The organism is Marinobacterium sp. YM272 (genome assembly GCF_050908845.1).
Classification (GTDB): Bacteria; Pseudomonadota; Gammaproteobacteria; order Pseudomonadales; family Balneatricaceae; genus Marinobacterium_D.
The window spans coordinates 4,057,075-4,074,190 of the sequence record NZ_CP194171.1; the positions used below are offsets into that span (position 1 = coordinate 4,057,075).

The 17,116-nt window shown below is 61.1% G+C and carries 19 protein-coding genes; 9 read left to right on the plus strand and 10 right to left on the minus strand.

Translation table 11 applies throughout. The annotated features are described in order from the left end of the window. Positions 1–92: 92 nt before the first annotated feature. The 3 genes from yddG (at position 93) to ACQUQP_RS18135 (ending at position 2,712) form a co-directional block, all read left to right on the plus strand. Positions 93–995 (plus strand): aromatic amino acid exporter YddG, encoded by a 903-nt coding sequence (gene yddG, locus ACQUQP_RS18125; protein ID WP_432696438.1) that lies wholly within the window; start codon positions 93–95, stop codon positions 993–995. A gap of 70 nt (positions 996–1,065) precedes the next feature. Next, a complete protein-coding gene (locus ACQUQP_RS18130; protein ID WP_432696439.1) occupies positions 1,066–1,977 on the plus strand; it encodes a LysR family transcriptional regulator in 912 nt (303 codons plus the stop codon). 138 nt (positions 1,978–2,115) lie between these two features. After that, entirely contained in the window at positions 2,116–2,712 is a 597-nt protein-coding gene (locus tag ACQUQP_RS18135) for a LysE family transporter (RefSeq protein WP_432696440.1), read from the plus strand. A gap of 14 nt (positions 2,713–2,726) precedes the next feature. Here ACQUQP_RS18135 and ACQUQP_RS18140 read toward each other — a convergent pair whose 3' ends face one another. Continuing rightward, the gene (locus tag ACQUQP_RS18140) at positions 2,727–3,641 is read right to left on the minus strand and encodes a LysR family transcriptional regulator ArgP (RefSeq protein ID WP_432696441.1); all 915 of its coding nucleotides are present in this window, start codon (positions 3,639–3,641) and stop codon (positions 2,727–2,729) included. 114 nt (positions 3,642–3,755) lie between these two features. Here ACQUQP_RS18140 and ACQUQP_RS18145 point away from each other — a divergent pair, with 114 nt between their 5' ends. After that, entirely contained in the window at positions 3,756–4,370 is a 615-nt protein-coding gene (locus ACQUQP_RS18145) for a LysE/ArgO family amino acid transporter (protein WP_432696442.1), read from the plus strand. A gap of 27 nt (positions 4,371–4,397) precedes the next feature. Here ACQUQP_RS18145 and ACQUQP_RS18150 read toward each other — a convergent pair whose 3' ends face one another. Then, positions 4,398–5,123: a DUF3108 domain-containing protein gene (locus ACQUQP_RS18150; RefSeq protein ID WP_432696443.1), complete on the minus strand. Its 726-nt coding sequence runs from the start codon at positions 5,121–5,123 to the stop codon at positions 4,398–4,400. Positions 5,124–5,242: 119 nt separating this feature from the next. Between ACQUQP_RS18150 and ACQUQP_RS18155 the strand changes: the two genes are divergently transcribed. Then, the gene (locus tag ACQUQP_RS18155) at positions 5,243–6,178 is read left to right on the plus strand and encodes a p-hydroxyphenylacetate 3-hydroxylase reductase component (RefSeq protein WP_432696444.1); all 936 of its coding nucleotides are present in this window, start codon (positions 5,243–5,245) and stop codon (positions 6,176–6,178) included. A 100-nt stretch (positions 6,179–6,278) separates the two neighbouring features. Here the strand turns inward: ACQUQP_RS18155 and ACQUQP_RS18160 are convergent, their stop codons facing one another. Then, entirely contained in the window at positions 6,279–6,740 is a 462-nt protein-coding gene (locus ACQUQP_RS18160) for a cold-shock protein (protein WP_432696445.1), read from the minus strand. 208 nt (positions 6,741–6,948) lie between these two features. On the opposite strand from ACQUQP_RS18160, the gene ACQUQP_RS18165 reads away from it, so the two are divergent. Then, the gene (locus tag ACQUQP_RS18165; RefSeq protein ID WP_432696446.1) at positions 6,949–7,143 is read left to right on the plus strand and encodes a SlyX family protein; all 195 of its coding nucleotides are present in this window, start codon (positions 6,949–6,951) and stop codon (positions 7,141–7,143) included. A gap of 7 nt (positions 7,144–7,150) precedes the next feature. Continuing rightward, positions 7,151–8,914: a 1-acyl-sn-glycerol-3-phosphate acyltransferase gene (locus ACQUQP_RS18170; protein ID WP_432696447.1), complete on the plus strand. Its 1,764-nt coding sequence runs from the start codon at positions 7,151–7,153 to the stop codon at positions 8,912–8,914. Here the strand turns inward: ACQUQP_RS18170 and ACQUQP_RS18175 are convergent. The 5 genes from ACQUQP_RS18175 to mpl all read right to left on the minus strand — a co-directional run bounded on the left by ACQUQP_RS18175 (position 8,911) and on the right by mpl (position 13,234). Further along, on the minus strand, positions 8,911–9,705 hold the full coding sequence (locus ACQUQP_RS18175) for a class I SAM-dependent methyltransferase (protein ID WP_432696448.1): 795 nt from the start codon (positions 9,703–9,705) through the stop codon (positions 8,911–8,913). The genes ACQUQP_RS18170 and ACQUQP_RS18175 overlap by 4 nt on opposite strands. Continuing rightward, the gene (locus tag ACQUQP_RS18180; protein WP_432696449.1) at positions 9,695–10,504 is read right to left on the minus strand and encodes an undecaprenyl-diphosphate phosphatase; all 810 of its coding nucleotides are present in this window, start codon (positions 10,502–10,504) and stop codon (positions 9,695–9,697) included. Before ACQUQP_RS18180 ends, ACQUQP_RS18175 begins: the two co-directional genes overlap by 11 nt. Next, entirely contained in the window at positions 10,501–11,187 is a 687-nt protein-coding gene (gene tsaB / locus ACQUQP_RS18185) for a tRNA (adenosine(37)-N6)-threonylcarbamoyltransferase complex dimerization subunit type 1 TsaB (RefSeq protein ID WP_432696450.1), read from the minus strand. Before tsaB ends, ACQUQP_RS18180 begins: the two co-directional genes overlap by 4 nt. A gap of 62 nt (positions 11,188–11,249) precedes the next feature. Next, the gene (locus ACQUQP_RS18190; RefSeq protein WP_432696451.1) at positions 11,250–11,873 is read right to left on the minus strand and encodes a flavin prenyltransferase UbiX; all 624 of its coding nucleotides are present in this window, start codon (positions 11,871–11,873) and stop codon (positions 11,250–11,252) included. After that, entirely contained in the window at positions 11,870–13,234 is a 1,365-nt protein-coding gene (mpl, locus tag ACQUQP_RS18195; RefSeq protein WP_432696452.1) for a UDP-N-acetylmuramate:L-alanyl-gamma-D-glutamyl-meso-diaminopimelate ligase, read from the minus strand. The genes ACQUQP_RS18190 and mpl overlap by 4 nt, the downstream gene beginning before the upstream one ends. 159 nt (positions 13,235–13,393) lie before the next feature. Here mpl and ACQUQP_RS18200 point away from each other — a divergent pair, with 159 nt between their 5' ends. Further along, entirely contained in the window at positions 13,394–14,383 is a 990-nt protein-coding gene (locus ACQUQP_RS18200) for a class 1 fructose-bisphosphatase (protein WP_432696453.1), read from the plus strand. Between the two features lie 88 nt (positions 14,384–14,471). Then, positions 14,472–15,005 carry an inorganic diphosphatase gene (gene ppa / locus ACQUQP_RS18205; protein ID WP_432696454.1) on the plus strand — a complete coding sequence of 178 codons (534 nt, stop codon included), beginning with the start codon at positions 14,472–14,474 and terminating at the stop codon, positions 15,003–15,005. 115 nt (positions 15,006–15,120) lie between these two features. Here ppa and ACQUQP_RS18210 read toward each other — a convergent pair whose 3' ends face one another. Together ACQUQP_RS18210 and upp are read right to left on the minus strand one after the other, a co-directional pair. After that, positions 15,121–16,425, minus strand: coding sequence for a uracil-xanthine permease family protein (locus tag ACQUQP_RS18210; RefSeq protein ID WP_432696455.1), 1,305 nt, complete (start codon positions 16,423–16,425; stop codon positions 15,121–15,123). A gap of 11 nt (positions 16,426–16,436) precedes the next feature. Beyond that, positions 16,437–17,063, minus strand: a complete 627-nt coding sequence (gene upp, locus ACQUQP_RS18215; protein ID WP_432696456.1) for a uracil phosphoribosyltransferase — start codon at positions 17,061–17,063, stop codon at positions 16,437–16,439. Positions 17,064–17,116 lie beyond the last annotated feature (53 nt).

The window sequence follows — 17,116 nt, forward strand, 5'->3', positions numbered from 1 at the left end:
CATTTGCACAAACAATACTGCCAGATCGGCAAAGACCGTCGCTGCGCCCGGGGCTAACATAACAGCCTGTTTCAATCGGACCGGAAAAGCGCATGAAAACCCACAATGCCACGCTGATCGGCAGCATCTCTATCCTGCTCTGGGGTACTCTGGCCCTGATGACCCGCTGGACCGATGCGCAGATTCCTCCTTTTCAGCTCCTGACGATGACCTTCACCCTGGCCTGGCTGCTGATGCAGACACGCTGGTGGCTGCGCGGCGAGAGTGGTGCGCGCTTTCTGCGCCAGCCGCTGCCGGTCTGGCTGCTGGGTATCGGCGGGCTGTTCTGTTATCACCTGTTCTACTTTATCGCCCTCGCCAACGCACCGGCGGCGGAGGCCGGGCTGATCGCCTACCTCTGGCCCCTGCTGATCGTGCTGCTCTCTGCACTTTTACCCGGCGAGCAGCTGCGCCTTGCCCATATTGTCGGCGCACTGCTGGCCGCCGGTGGCAGTGCCATGCTGCTGCTCAAGGGTGAATCGGGCTTCAGCAGCGAATACAGCGCCGGCTACCTGGCTGCCGGCGCCTGTTCGCTGATCTGGTCCAGCTATTCGGTGCTGAGCCGCCGTCACGCGCATGTACCCACGGATACGGTGGGCTGGTTCTGTGCCGGCACGGCGCTGCTGGGCCTGGTCTGCCATCTACTGTTTGAGCAGACCGTCTGGCCGGAGCGTGCGCTACAGTGGATCGGTATTGTCGGCCTGGGATTAGGGCCTGTGGGTATCGCGTTTCTGACCTGGGATATCGGCGTCAAGAAGGGCAATATCCAGCTGCTCGGCACTCTGGCCTACGCGGCACCGCTGATCTCCACGCTGCTGCTGATCGCCGCCGGCGAGGCACAGGCCACACCAAGACTGTTGATCGCCTGCCTGCTGATCGTCGCCGGCTCGGCCATTGCCGGCGTGCGCCTGCGCAACCTGAGGATTGCGCGTCGCCGCTCCGGCGCGCAATCCTGACAGGGCGGCGATATACTGGCCGCAGTTATCGGGGATAAGTCTGTTACCGGGGGACAGGTCGCTTAAGACTATGGATCTATCGCGCATCAACCTGAACCTGCTGCTGGTGTTGCAGCAACTGCTGGAGCAGCGCAGCGTCAGTCAGGCGGCCCGCAACCTGAACCTGACCCAGCCGGCGATCAGCCGCAGTCTGGCACAGCTGCGCGAGCTGTTCGCCGATCCCTTGCTGGTGCGGGTGGGCAACCAGATGCAGCTGACACCCCGTGGCGAAGAGCTGAAGCAGCAGCTGCCCGGGGTTCTGCAGCCACTGGAGGCGTTTTTCACCCCTGGCAACTTCAACGCCGAGACCTTCCGCGGGCGCTTCAATATCGCCATCACCGACTATATCGCCGAGCGAATTCTGCCTGAGCTGGTGGGTGAGCTGATGCAGGAAGTGCCCGGTCTGCGGCTGCATTTTCGCCTCTGGGAGCCGGGTATGGTGGGCGATCTTCGTGAAGGACGCCTGGATATGGCGGCCTGTCTGCTGGACCGGGTACCCGATGATATTCATGGCCGGGCCGTCGGCTCGGACCACTGGACCTGCCTGATGCGCCGGGATCATCCGCTGGCCTCGGGACCTCTGGATATGGATGCCTACACCGCGGCGGACCATATCAGCATCAGCGGCGGCGGCGACAAAAACCGCGCGGTGGACGAGGCGCTGGCCGGGCAGGGTATGCGTCGACGTATCCGCACCAGCGTACCCTTTATTCAGGCGGCGCTGGCGTTCACCGCCAACAGCGATGCCCTGCTGACACTACCGGCACACATGGCGGCCAATATCGCCCCGGATTTCGGCCTGGTACTGCGCCCCCTGCCGCTGAAGCTGGAGCCGGTGCAGTATTACCTGCTCTGGCACCGGCGCCAGCAGCATGACCCGGCCCACCGTTATCTGCGTGAACGGCTGCACCGGGCACTGATCGACTCCCCCTTCTCCCGCTGACGCGCTGTATAGGCACGCCATTCAGACCGCCGCCACGTCATCACTTTTTGTTATAACCCAAATGAAAAAGCACGATTGGAAGCACTGCTTTTGAGCCAATAGACTGGCCCGCATCACTTCAGATTATGCGAGAACGGGATGTTGGACTGGCTGCTTTTTCTGGGAATCACTGTCGGTGGCGCCATGGTACCGGGGGCGAATTTCGCCGTGGTGCTGCGTAACACCCTGAACGGATCCCGCCGCACCGGCCTGCTGACGGTCTGCGGACTGGCCACGGCACTGATGATCCATGGCACCCTGACGCTGCTCGGTATCAGCGCGCTGATCCAGAACTCACCCGCTGCCTTTGAAGCGATCCGCTGGCTCGGCGCGGGTTACCTGATCATTCTCGGTGGCTGGCAGCTGTTCCATCGTCAGCCGCCCCAGGACAGGGTGGAACCGCAGCCGGGCGGCTCCCCCTTCCTGGCCGGGCTGCTGATCAGCCTGTTCAACCCCAAGGTGCTGGTGTTCTTTCTGGCGATCTTCTCCCAGGTACTGTCGCCGGATCAGTCCCTGGCGACCAAGCTGCTCTACGTGGCGACACCGGCGCTGGCTGAAATCAGCTGGTTCATGCTGGTACTGGCGCTGCTGGGAACGCCGGCAATCAGAACCTGGCTGATGCGGGTAAAAAGCAAGCTGGAGCGTTTTCTCGGCGGCGCCATGGTTGCCCTGGGGATCAAGATCGGACTGGGCTGATCCGCGTGTTTTGATTAACCCAGCCCCGGGTGCTGCGCCATCGGTTCCAGCGTCTCGGCGGCGCTGCGAACCAGTTCATCGGTGATCTGCCGGATCAGTTTCGATCCCAGGTTCCAGGCGTGCCAGTACAGCGGCACCGCGATGTAATACCCCGGCCTCATATCCACCACTTTTCCCCGCTCCAGCATCTCCCTGCCGAGCTGGTCCGGAATCATACCGCAGGCCAGACCGCGTTCGACGATGCCGTTGAAACCATAGAGCGAGGGAACCCGGTGACGCGGGTACTCGTGGGGCTTTACGCCAAAGAACTGCTCAAGATAGCGGTTCTGTAGCTGATCCTTGTGGCTGAACTCGGCCACCGGCGCCCGGCGAAATCCCTCACCCGTGATCCCGTCGGCAAAGTAGGTCTCAATGTATGCGGGCGTCGCCAGACAGCGGTACACCATCACCCCCAGCGGCACACTGACACAGCCGGGCATGGCGCGGCCCTCGGATGTGACGCAGCCCACCACCTCGCCATCTTTAAGCAGTTGCTGAGTGGCATCCTGGTCATCCACTTTCAGGTTCATCAGCAACCGTTCCCGCTCCACCAGGCGTGCCATCGCATCGGCAAACCAGGATTCGAGACTGTCGGCGTTGACGCCAATGGAGACCCGGGTGTAACCGCGCTCGTCGCGCTGCGCCAGGGCGCCGAGCAGCTCCTGCTCAAGCAGGGCAACCTGGCGATAGTGTTTCAGCACCTGCAGTCCCGTCTCGGTAGCCCGTACCGGCGTCGAGCGCACCACCAACACCTGCCCGAGACGCTCCTCCAGCTGTTTGACCCGTTGAGACACGGCGGACTGGGTCACATGCAGCTGCCGCGCCGCGCGCTCGAAACTGCCCTCATCGATTACCGCCGCCAGCGCGGCCAGTTGCCGGGAATCCAACATTATTAATTTATCTAATGAGTTATTAAAAACATTAGTTTTACTTACATAGGGTCAGACCGCAACATGGCGCCAGCAACCACGAATCAGTTTTTTGGAGGGGAAATGCTGCCGGTAATGAGCTTGGAATGGCTTGCCTGGGGCAAGGGACTGGCCACGTCCGCCGGTTTGATTATGGCGATCGGCGCACAGAACGCCTTTGTGCTGACACAAAGCCTCAGGCGCCAGTTTCACTGGCCCATAGCGCTGCTGTGCATCTTCTTCGATGCGCTGCTGATTACCGCCGGGGTTGCCGGGCTGGGCGTACTGATCAGCCAGTCTGACCTGCTCTCCGAGCTGGCCCGCTGGGGAGGCGCACTGTTTCTGCTCTGGTTTGGCTTTGGCGCTGCGCAGCGGGTATTCCGCGATGAGGTGATGGAAACCGGCGGCCGTGAGATCTCGAGTCTCAAGGGTGCCCTGCTGATGACTGCGGCCGTCACCCTGCTGAACCCACACGCGTGGATCGATACGGTGGTACTGATCGGCAGCATCGGCGGTCAGTACGACGCCAATCTGAAACTCTGGTTCGGTGTCGGAGCGGTCTGTTTTTCAGCGATCTGGTTTACCGGCATCTGCGCCGGCGCCCGCTGGATGGCGCCGCTGTTTCGCAAACCGCTGGCCTGGAAAGTGCTGGATGGCGCTATCTGGGCGATGACCTGGGGCATCGCCGCCGCGCTGCTGCTGGGCAGCTGAACCGGCCCGGGCAGCAGCTACAGCCGATTAACCGGGCCGGCGGGTCAGCAGCAGCTCCGCCGGCTCGTCATCATCCTCCTGGTGTATCAGACGCACGATCAGATAGCCCAGTTCCGGCGCCAGCCAGATACGGTCCATTTTATCGCCCTCCTCGCCGCGCTCCAGCAGCACCGCCTCAAAGCTGCCGGCCGGCGTTTCCACACTCTGCTCACCGACATAGCGGTAGTTGTAGTCACTGATCCCCTTTCGCCGCGCCACGGGGTACTGATAATCATCCCGGGGCGGCTTGCAGGCCAGGTCGATGCGGATCTGCATCTGATGGCTCAACAGGTCATAGATGGCGCCCTGGTAAGCGATTTCGTCATCTCCGCGGGGGGAGTAGACCTGGTACTTGCCCGCATTTTCAAAGCTGAGATGTAGATTGTTCTTTTTGCTTAACCCCTTGCGCTCGTAGCGGTAATCCTGGGGATAAAGGCTGGCATCCTGGAGTTTGAAGCGGCTCTCTTCGTCGATAGACATGAACAGCAGGCTGCTGTTGTTGCTGGCCTGCCAGACTCCGTCATCCAGCTTGTCCAGTGAACGGGTACTCTCCAGCGAAAACCCTTTCCAGTTCACCTGGTATTCAAGTGTGGCGCCGGCAAAGCGGCCCAGGGTCTGCTCGGCACAGGCCGCTGCAGAATCCGCGGCGGAGGCGGTCCACGGCGTCATCAGGGCGACGAAAGCGATACTCAAACGGTTCAATGTCGATTTCAAAAGCAGTCCTCCGTGGAGACATCTCGTCCATGGGTGCTATGGTTCATAAAGACGTCCGGCAATTAGGCCGGACCTGCATCCTAACCTCTTTGACGCCCCTTCCCAACAGGAGTGAGCCGATGACCGACACACTGGACCCCCATGCCTTCCGCCGTGCTCTCGGCAATTTCGCTACCGGCATCACCATCGTCACCGCCCAGAATCCGGCCGGCGAACGGATAGGCCTGACGGTGAACAGCTTCAACTCCGTCTCGCTGGATCCACCACTGATACTCTGGAGTCTGGACAAGCGTTCCGCCGACAGCCTGGAGGTGATCCGCGAAGCGGGGCACTTTGCCGTCAATGTGCTGGCTGCCGACCAGCTGGATCTGTCGAACCATTTCGCCCGCCCCCAGGACGACAAGTTTGCGCTGATCCAGTATACCGAGGGCCCAGGCGGTTCGCCGCTGCTGGAGAGCTGTGCGGCGCGCTTTCACTGCGCCCTGCATGAGTTTGTCGAAGCCGGTGATCACTGGATCCTGATCGGACGGGTACTCGATTTCGACGACCTCGGCCGCGCTCCGCTGCTCTATCATCAGGGCGCCTATTCCGTCGCCCTGCCGCATCCCAGAGTGGAGAAAAACCCGCCCGCCACGAGCACCGCGGGCAGTGCGCTGGCGCAGAACCTGTCCAATAACCTGCTCTACCTGATGCTGCAGGCGGTTAATGCCTACCAGAGCAGCTATCTGCCCAAGCAGCAGGCGCTGGGTCTCAGTGTCAGCGAAGCTCGCCTGTTGATCCTGCTCAGCGTGCTCGGCCCCTCCGGTGTGGAGCGTCTGCAGAAAGAATCCAGCCTGCCGGGGTCTGAGGTGGTTGAAGCAGCCGACAACCTGGAGATGGGGGGACTGGTCACCCGGTCCGGCCCGGTGCTGGAGCTGTCGGAAGCGGGGGCTGAGCGAGCCAGGGAATACTGGGTACTGGCCGAAAAAGAGCAGAACCAGGTGTTCAGCGAGTTTGACGATACCGAGATCAACCTGTTCAAGCAGATGCTGAACAGCGTGATCCAGAAAGCCTGAAGCGCCTGACTGCATCAGCGTGGCTCGATGACCAAGGCTGCTAAGGCCAGAAACGAAAGAGGGGAGCCATCGGGCTCCCCTCTTTACTGCTGCTGACAGATCAGCCGCGAACGACCGATACGTCCTCCGCCTGCAGCCCTTTGTCGCTCTGATGCACGTTGAATCGCACCTGCTGACCTTCGGTCAGGGAACGATGACCGCGACCACGGATGTTGCGGAAGTGTACAAACACATCATCACCGTTGGAGCGGGTGATAAAACCGAACCCCTTGGAGACATTAAACCACTTGACCGTACCCTCTTCGCGGCCGTCGTTTTCTGACTCTTCGTCATCCTCGACCTGCTCGGTACGTGCTGCCTGCGGACGCGGTTTCGCAGTGGCGCCAGCAGAATTACCCAGCGCAGACACCAGTGTCGCCGCCAGTACGATAACAAACGTAACGCCCAACACCACTGCGTTCAGTTCAATCTCTGCAGACGTCACCTGCGACAATACGGACGGAATAGCCACAGCCGCAACGATGCTAAGAACTATGCTTTTAAATACCTGAATACCACTCATTTATACGTTTTCTCTTCTCAGTAAAAATTTTATCGTTAGAAACGCCGTGCCTGTGCTTCCGACACGGTCAACCGTCGAGATATATCGCATTAAGCGCATTTTTTCAACAACTTATACCCTAAATACAGCGGTTCGGGTTGTTTTAACTCCCGCCGGTTTTGACTATGCTTCCCCAAAAGCCATCCACCACCAGAAACAGGAGATCGCCATGTCGGAAGCAGACAGGATCGCCGAGCTCGAATCGCGCATCGCGTTCCAGGAAGAAGCGATCGACAAACTCAGCGATATCGTGGCCAGGCAGGAGAAAGACCTTGAACAGCTGAAGCGGATGATTCAGTTCCTGAACACCGAAATCAAGTCAGCCGGCATCGAGGAAAACGACCAACCCCCACCTCACTACTGACAGCCGCATGTCGATGCTGGCCTCACTCTACGCACGTATCCGTCGCCTGCCCCGCGCACTGAAAGCCCGGCAGGAGCAGCGGCGCAGCCAGATCGGGGAGATACTCTCGGACGAGCGGGTGCGCCAGGCGATCGCCAGCGAGGCGCAGCGGCTCGACAGGCCGGCCTTCGAGCTGGAAAGAGAGGCGCACCAGAGACTTGAGTCAATGAGCGCCCACTATCACCACAACACCGTGCGCTGGCTCGACCCGCTGTTTGGGCTGCTACTGCGACATCTCTATCCACGTATCGAGTTCGAAGGCCTGCAGCGCCTGCAGCAACTGAGCGAGAGCTATCAGCTTGTCTACCTGCCGGCCCACCGCAGCCATATCGACTACCTGTTGATCTCCTGGGGCCTGTACCAGCGCGGTCTGCCGTTGCCGCACATCGCCGCCGGGGAAAACCTGAACCTGCCGCTGGTCGGCCGGATCCTGAAACGTGGCGGCGCGGTTTTCCTGCGGCGCAGCTTTCTCGACGATCCACTCTATACCTGCCTGGTGCGCGTCTATCTGGAGCAACTACTGCTCAAAGAGCACAGCTTCGAGCTGTTTATCGAGGGGCAACGCAGTCGTACCGGTCGCCTGCTGCCTCCCAAACTGGGTCTGCTGGAGATGCTGCTGAGCCACGGGGAACAGCAGAAGGCGGCCCCGCTGGCACTGGTACCTATCTCCGTCAATTACGACCTTTGCCTCGATAACAGCCAGTACCAGCGTGAACTGGCCGGCACCCCCAAGCGTCCGGAAAGCCTGCTTGGCCTGCTCTCCTCGATCACCCTGCTGTTCCGCCGCTGTGGCGGTGCCTATCTGAAGGTGGGGGAACCGCTGTTCACCGCTCCCACACAGGCGCGCCAGCCCACCCCAGAGATCGCACAGCAGGTTATGCAGCAGATCAGCGGCGCTACCCTGGCCTCGGAAACCGCCCGCGTTGCCACACTGGTCCTCGGCGGTGCCGACAACTCAATCCAGCGGCAGTCACTGGAACAGGGGATCGCGGATATCAACCAACTGCTTCCCGGGCTGGGCGTTGCCCTGCCGGCCGGGGACCAACCGCCGCAGCAGCTGCTCAAGTCGGTTATCCGCAGACAGCAACTCAGTCTGTACGGCCAGCATCTGGTCGCCTCGGAAAAACAGAGCGGCGAGCTCTGCTATTACCGTAACAATCTGGCACACGCACTGATCATGCCCGGCCTGCTCCTGCTGCTCGCCGCCCGTCTGCCCGCACCGAACCGCTCCACTCTCACCCGGCTGATGAACGCACTGGAACCCTATATCGCGGCAGAATTCACCCTGGCGCCGCAGGCACTCTCGGCCCAGCAGACACGAGAGGTTCTGCTGACGCAGGGGCTGCTGAGAGCCGAAGGGATCTATCTACGACCAAGGGAAAGTCTGCTGGCACTGGCATTGATGCGTCTGGCCGAAACCTTGCTGCTGCGCCAATATCTGCTGGTGCGGCTGATCGCCCAGCAACCGGAGATCCGGGAGCAGCAGCTGGTGGAAACCACCTGCGCACTGGCCACCCATATTCACCGCTGGTACGGGCACCAAGCGCCGGATTATGCCGACGAGCGCCAGCTGAAACCGCTGGTGGATACCCTGGAAAGACAGCATTTGCTGAACAGGAGGGAGGGCCGCCTGAGCGCAGCCCGGGATCTGTCCCCGATCCTGCGCGTGGGCCGAAAACTGCTGCCCGATGTACTGATACGTGAAAGCGACCACTGGCTGAGCCAGCACTAATCCAGTTTTTTCAGCGCATACACATCATAGCGGCCTGACTTGCCCTCCAGCCGATAGGAGGGCTCGGGACCGTCGATCGGGGGCGCCTTGCGCGGCCGTTTCACCACCACCCGGCACTGCGCCACGTCCAGAGCAGCCTCCAGCAGCTGCGCCTGATCCGCATCGGCACCGACCAGATCACGGAAGGCGAGCATCTCTTTTTTCACCTGCGCCGACTTATCGCTGTGCGGGAACATCGGATCAAGATGCACCACCTGCGGCCGCTCTGCCTCGCTCAGCGAACGGAGCCAGTCACGGGCATCGCCACCATGCAGCGTCATCCGCGCCACTATATCGGCCACCTCGGACTGCGCCGCCCGCGCCAGACCATCGGCCAGCAGCGCATGCACAACCGGCGAGCGTTCCACCAGGCTGACCTCGCAGCCCAGGGTAGCGAGCACAAAGGCATCCCGACCGAGACCTGCGGTCACATCCGCGATGCTTGGCCTGATACTCCCCTTGATGCCACAAGCCTTGGCGATCATCTGCCCCTTGCCACCGCCAAACTGGCGCCGGTGCGCCACGGCACCGGTGACAAAATCGGCCAGTACCGGACCTGGCCGCTTGCGCCCGGTCTGCTGCAGCACCAGTGCCTCTTCCGTCAACAGCAGGTACTGCGCGACCTCAGTGGATTCAAGATCCGGGGATTCGGCAAAAGGCAGCCCGAGCTGTTCGGCCAGCAGCCGCGCCTCGTCCAGACGCCCGGCACAGCTCGATGCGACCACCAGGAGCAGATTCTCGTCAGCCAGCAAACCAGACACCCAGGAGTACGAAGCCCAGAACCAGGCGGTAGATTACGAACGGCATCATGCCGATGCGGTCGAGCCATTTCAGGAACAGGTAGATACAGGCGAACGCGCTCAGTGCAGCCAGCACCGCGCCGCTGCCGATCATCATCCAGTGGGCCTCTGCGTCGCTCTGGATCAGCTCCAGGGTTTTCAGGCTGCCAGCCGCGAGGATAACCGGGATCGACATCAGGAAAGAGAAACGCGCCGCACTCTGACGCTCAAAGCCGAGCATCAGCGCCGCGGTGATAGTGATACCCGAGCGCGATGTACCGGGAATAAGCGCTACCGCCTGGGCCAGGCCGATAGTGAGCGCATCCTTCACGCCGAGGCTGTCGGTCTTCCTGACGCGGCTGCCTTTCAGATCCGCCCAACCCAGCAGCACACCAAAGATCAGCGTAGTAGCGGCGATCACCAGGATCGAGCGGCCATACTCATCCACCAGGTCACCAAACAGGCCGCCGAAGATCACCGCCGGGATAGTTGCCAACACCACCAGCCAGCCCAGCTTGCCTTCCGGGCTGCGACGCCCGCCCATGGCGGCAATGCTGGCCAGGCTGATGGTTAATACCTCGCGGCGGAAGTAGTACACCACCGCGACCAGTGTACCGACGTGCACCCCCACATCGAACGCCAGCCCCTGATCAGGCCAGCCGAGCAGCTGGGACGGCAGGATCAGGTGGGCCGAGCTTGATATCGGCAGAAACTCGGTCAGCCCCTGAATCAGGGCGAGAAAAACGGTGTGAATCCAGTCGGCCAGTGTCACTGTTGGTCCTTTTTCTTCCAGCTGCCTTCACGCAGGTACACCGGCAATGCGTCTTCCGGCTTGAGCCCCTCACCCGCCGCCAGCTGCGCCTCGGCCAGCACCAGCATGGCGCGGGCATCCGGGTAGCACTCCAGGTCGGTTTGTTGGATGGTCGCTGTCAGCGCCTGGGGCATCTGCTCGCTATAGCGCCAGCCGCTGCCAACGCCGATCCAGCTATCCGCTTCTGGCAGCTCAACATCCTTGGGGGCACGCACCGACTCGTCGATCAACGCCCGCGGCAGATCTCCGCTCAGATCGAAGGCGCCCCAGTAGACCTCGTCCATCCGCGCATCCAGGGCCGTGGCCACGCGCACTGCCTCGGGGAATCGCTCACCGGCCGTCACCGCCATCGCCGCCAGTGTCGAGACCGGCAGCAGCGGCAGATCCGCACCCAGCGCCAGCCCCTGGGCCGCACCGGTGGCGATCCGGATACCGGCAAAAGAACCGGGGCCGCGCCCAAAGGCGATCGCATCCAGGGTCGCCAGTTTTACGCCGGCCTCGGCCAGCACCTCTTCAACCATCGGCAGCAACAGATGGGTATGACGGCGCGGCTCGACGACGAATTTGTGGTGTATTTCCCCCTCAAGACTCAAGGCCACGGAGCAGGCATCGGTCGAGGTATCCAGGGCAAGTATTCGGGACATCGGTTTTCCGTAAGCTAAAAGCCTGCGTCACTCTAGGCGACGCAGCTTGAGGTTTTATTAAGTCAAAGCAGATTGTCGCCCCAGCGCGGCAGCAGGGACTGTTCGATCCCCAGCTGGGAAAGTATGCGGGCGACGATAAAATCCACCATCTCCTCGACACTGCCGGGGCGCTGATAAAAGCCGGGGCTTGCCGGTATCACCACCGCGCCCATGCGGGTCAGTTTGAGCATATGCTCCAGGTGGATCTCGGAATAAGGTGCCTCCCGGGGTACCAGTATCAGCTGGCGCCGCTCTTTGAGTACCACATCGGCGGCGCGTTCAATCAGGTTGTTGCTGGCACCGCAGGCGATGGCCGACAGCGAGCCGGTGCTGCAGGGGCAGACCACCATCGAGCTGGGCGCACCAGAGCCGGACGCCACCGGCGCCATCCACTGCTCACGGCCATAGACCTTCAGCTGCCCTTCCCGCGCGTCGTAAAGCTCACTGAGAAACGCCTCCTGCTGATCCGGCTGTCCCGGCAGCTTCAGGTCGGTCTCGGTGGCAATTACCACCTGCGCCGCCCGCGAGATAAGCAGCAGTACCTGCACGTCCGCCGCCAGCATGCACTGCAGCAGGCGCAGGCCGTACTGAACACCGGACGCACCGGTGATCGCCAGGGTCACGCGGCGTGAAAACTCTGCACTCATTGCCCGCTCCTCTGCTGCAGGCGTGCCAGCAGCTTGCCGTGGATACCACCGAAGCCGCCATTGCTCATCACCACCAGGTGAGTGCCGGGCTGGGCATCCAGCGCTAGCTGCTCGACCAGCGCAGCGATATCACGGTGCGGACTGGCCGGGTTCGTACTGGCGTCAATCACGCTGTCCAGCGACCAGTCGATCCCCTCCGGCTGATACCAGTAGACCGCATCGGCCAGTGCCGCCGACGCTGCCAGCGCCTGCTTGTGAGCACCAAGACGCATGGTGTTGGAGCGCGGTTCGATCACCGCCAGCAGCGGCGCATCACCTATCTTCGCGCGAATGCCGGCCAGGGTGGTTTCGATCGCCGTGGGATGATGAGCGAAGTCATCGTAGACCTTGACTCCATCCGCCTCACCGAGCAGTTCCATGCGACGTTTTACACCGCCGAAGTTGCTCAGCGCCTCGGCGGCGATCACCGGGGTCACGCCCACATGCCGGGCGGCCAGCAGCGCATGCAAGCCATTACTGACGTTATGGGCACCGGTGAGCGCCCAGTTAACCTCGGCGACGTTTTCGTCGCTCTGGATGATCGCGTACCGGCTGCCATCGTCACTCAGTGCTTCGGCTCGCCATTGCGCATCCTGTCCGGTCGGCAGGGTCTCACTCCAGCAGCCCATATCGATCACCTCGGCCAGCGCTGCGCTGTCGGCGGGGCAGATCACCTGCCCACCCGCCGGTACCACGCGAATCAGGTGGTGGAACTGGCGCTGGATCGCGGCCAGGTCCGGAAAGATATCGGCGTGGTCGAATTCCAGGTTATTCATGATCAGCGTGCGCGGGCAGTAATGCACAAACTTGGAGCGCTTATCGAAAAAGGCGGTGTCATATTCATCCGCCTCGATGACGAAAAACGGCGTTTCACCGAGACGCGCCGAGCTGTCGAAGTTGTGCGGAATACCGCCGATCAGGAAGCCCGGCGCCATACCGGCCTGCTCCAGGATCCAGGCCAGCATCGTCGCCGTGCTGGTTTTGCCGTGGGTGCCGGACACCGCCAGCACCCAGCGCTCCCTGAGCACATGATCGTGCAGCCACTGCGGACCGGAGGTGTAGTTCAGACCACGCTCCAGCACCGCCTCGACGCAGGGGTTACCGCGGGTCATCGCATTGCCGATCACCACGCAGTCGGGTACCGGTTCCAGCTGCGCCGGATCGTAGCCCTCGATCAACTCGATACCCTGCTGCTGGAGCTGGGTGCTCATCGGCGGATAGACATTGGCGTCGGAGCCGGTCACGCGGTAGCCAAGTTCACGGGCCAGCAGCGCCAGTGACCCCATGAAAGTGCCGCAGATACCGAGGATATGAATGTGCACGTCGGTCCCCCCGAAAAAATAAGCCGCCATGATAACTTTTTTGCCCGCGGGCTGTTACTCCCATCGGGTTGAAAGCCGCATAACGCCATGCAATATGGCCATTGTTGGCGTATAATTTAGCGCACTCTTGACCCGGAACTGACAAGGTCCACTAATCCGATGCAGCTGCTCAGCGCCTACTTAAAAAACCACGACACCGATACCGAACTGGTCGAATTGATCGACATCCTGATGGTCGCCTGCAAGGAGATCGCCCTGCAACTGCGTGAAGGCGCACTTGCCGGCATCCACGGCACCACCAGCGACACCAATGTTCAGGGCGAAACCCAGAAAAAGCTGGATGTCATCTCCAACGATATCCTCAAGGAAGTTCTGCTTGATAACCGCCTGGTACGCGGCGTTGCCTCGGAAGAGGAAGACGATCCTGTGTTCGGCAATCCCGACGGTCGTTTCCTGGTCACTTTCGATCCGCTGGACGGCTCTTCCAACATCGACGTCAACGTCTCTGTCGGCACCATTTTCTCCATCCTGGAAGTGCCGGAAACCGGCACCCCGGACAGCGTCGATCTGTTCCTGCAGCCTGGCCGCAAACAGGTAGCCGCCGGCTACGTACTCTACGGCCCGTCCGCCGTTCTGGCGTTGACCACCGGCCACGGCGTCAACATGTTCACCCTGGCGCACACCGGTGACTTCCTGCTGACCCGCGAACAGGTCAGCGTGCCGGAGAGCACCAAGGAGTTCGCAATCAACATGTCGAACCAGCGTCACTGGGAACCGGCCATGCGCAACTATGTGGGCGACCTGCTCGCTGGCGCCGAAGGCCCGCGCGGCAAGAACTACAACATGCGCTGGATTGCCTCCATGGTGGCCGAAGTGCATCGCGTACTGACCCGCGGCGGCATCTTCACCTACCCCTGGGATTCCCGCGATCCGAAGAAGCCCGGCAAGCTGCGCCTGATGTACGAAGGCAATCCGATGAGCATGCTGATCGAGCAGGCCGGCGGACGCTCCACCACCTGCTACGAAGACATCCTGGACGTCCAGCCGGCGCACATTCACCAGCGTGTCGCTGTTGCGCTCGGGTCCAAGGAAGAGGTGGAAACGGCAATGCAGTACCACCAGGACACGCCGACGATTATTCAGCAGTAAGTAGTATTCATCCCTGAGCGGCACGTTGCGTATAATGCCGTTCAGGTATCAGATCCGACCCTTTAACACGACTAACAGGAAGAGACGCATGAGCTTTGCGAAAGTGCCTGCCGGTAAAGAACTGCCGGATGACCTCTATGTGATCATCGAAATCCCCGCCGAAAGCTCTCCGGTCAAGTACGAGATCGACAAGGATGCGGACGCGATCTTCGTTGACCGTTTCATGGCGGCACCGATGTTCTACCCGGCCAACTACGGCTACGTGAACAACACCCTGGCTGACGACGGCGACCCGCTGGACGTGCTGGTCCTGACCCCGCACCCGGTAATGACCGGTTCCGTTATCCGCTGCCGTCCGGTCGGTATTCTGAACATGACCGACGAAGCCGGCGAAGACGCCAAGCTGGTTGCGGTTCCGCATCAGAAACTGAGCCAGGCCTACAACGACATCAACGATGTCGACGACCTGCCGCAGCTGCTGAAAGACCAGATCTCTCACTTCTTCGAAAACTACAAGAAGCTGGAGAAAGGCAAGTGGGTCAAGGTTGAAGGCTGGTCCGACGCCGAAGCTGCCCGCGAAGCGGTCCGCAAGTCTGTAGAAGCTTACGAAGCGCAGAAATAAGCGCCTTCCAGTGCTCCTGAAAAAAGCACCTGAAAAAGCCCGCAGCCGGTTAACGACTGCGGGCTTTTTTCATTCCCAGAGGAGCAAACCGGGCGGCCTTGGCCGCCCTTTCTGATCAGCGTGAATGCTCGACGATATCGTCGACCACCTCTTCCTCTTCGTGCAGATCACCGGGCAGCGGATCCGCCCCCGGCAGCACCAGGTTCAGGATAATCGCGACAATACCGCAGAGGCTGACACCCTGAAGGTTCAGATCGCCATTACCCAATGCCATACCGCCGATACCGAACACCAGCACAGTGGCCACGATCACCAGGTTGCGCTGCTTGCCCAGATCCACGTGTGCCTTGATCAGGGTATTGAGACCCACCGAGGCGATAGAGCCGAACAGCAGGATCATGATGCCGCCCATCACCGGCACCGGAATGGTCTGCAGCAGCGCGCCGAACTTGGCGACGAAAGCCAGGGTGATGGCGACAGCGGCGGCCCAGAGCATCACCACCGGATTGAATGCACGGGTCAGCATCACGGCGCCGGTCACTTCTGAATAGGTGGTATTGGGCGGTCCACCAAACAACGCCGCCGCACTGGTGGCCAGGCCGTCACCAAACAGGGTGCGATGCAGACCGGGCTTGCGGATATAGTCCTTGCCGGTGACATTGCCGATGGCGATCACATCACCCACATGCTCGATCGCCGGCGCGATCGCCACCGGAATCATAAACAGCAGCGCCTGCCAGTTGAATTCGGGCATCACGAACGACGGCACCGAGACCATCGGCGTTTCATTGATAACGCTCCAGTCCACCATGCCCATCCCCCAGGCGGCGAGATAGCCGACAAAGACACCGGACAGGATCGGCAGCAGGCGGAAAATGCCATGGGCAAACACCGACACCAGCAGTGTCGTCAGCAGCGCGATCATAGAAACGATGATGGAATCGACATAGGGGAAAAGCTCTACGGCGCCATCGCCGGTCTTGCCCATGGCCATATTCACCGCCATCGGCGCCAGGCCAAGACCGATAATCATGATCACCGGACCTGTGACCACCGGCGGCATAATGCGATGGATAATGCCGGGACCTTTCAGCTTCACCAGCAGAGCCAGCAGCATGTAGACGCCACCGGCCCCCATCAGGGCGCCCATGGTCGCCGGCACGCCCCAGGTCTGCGTCGAGTAGCTGATCGGCGCAATAAATACGAACGACGATGCCAGGAAGATAGGGATATTGAGCCCGGTTACCAGATGGAACAGCAGTGTGCCGATACCGGCGGTGAACAGGGCCACGTTGGGATCCAGGCCTGTCAGCAGCGGCATCAGCACCAGCGCGCCGAACGCCACGAACAGCATCTGCGCACCGGCCAGGATCATCTTCCAGTTAAAATTGCCCAGCGACTGGGTATTGGACTGAACCATGTCGCGCTCCATCAGCGGGTGCCGAAGATCTTGTCGCCGGCATCCCCCAGCCCAGGGATGATGTATCCCTGCTCATTGAGGTGGGAATCGATGCCCGCCGCGTAGATCTCCACATCCGGATGGGCCTCCTGCACTTTCTTGATCCCTTCTGGCGCAGCCACCAGTACCAACGCACGAATGCTGGTGCAGCCCGCTTCCTTGAGCATATCGATGGTGGCGATCATGGAGCCGCCGGTGGCCAGCATCGGATCCACAATCAGTGACATGCGGGAGTCGATATCGCTGGCGAGTTTTTCAAAGTACGGCACCGGCTCCAGGGTTTCTTCGTCGCGGTAAAGGCCGACCACGGAGATCTTGGCACTCGGCACCGCTTCCAACACACCATCGAGCATGCCGATACCGGCACGCAGAATCGGCACCACGGTAAACTTCTTACCCTTGATCCGCTCCGCCTGAATCGGACCGCACCAACCTTCGACTTCGTACTCTTCCAGCTCCAGATCCTTGGTAGCCTCATAGGTCAGCAGGCAGCCGACCTCGGCTGCAAGCTGCCTGAAGCTGCGGGTGCTTTTGTTGACCGAACGCATCAGTCCCAGTTTATGCCGCACCAGCGGATGACGAATCTCATGTACGCTCATGACCTACCCCCTCGTTGAACATTTACCACGCAAGAATCTGACCAACATATCAA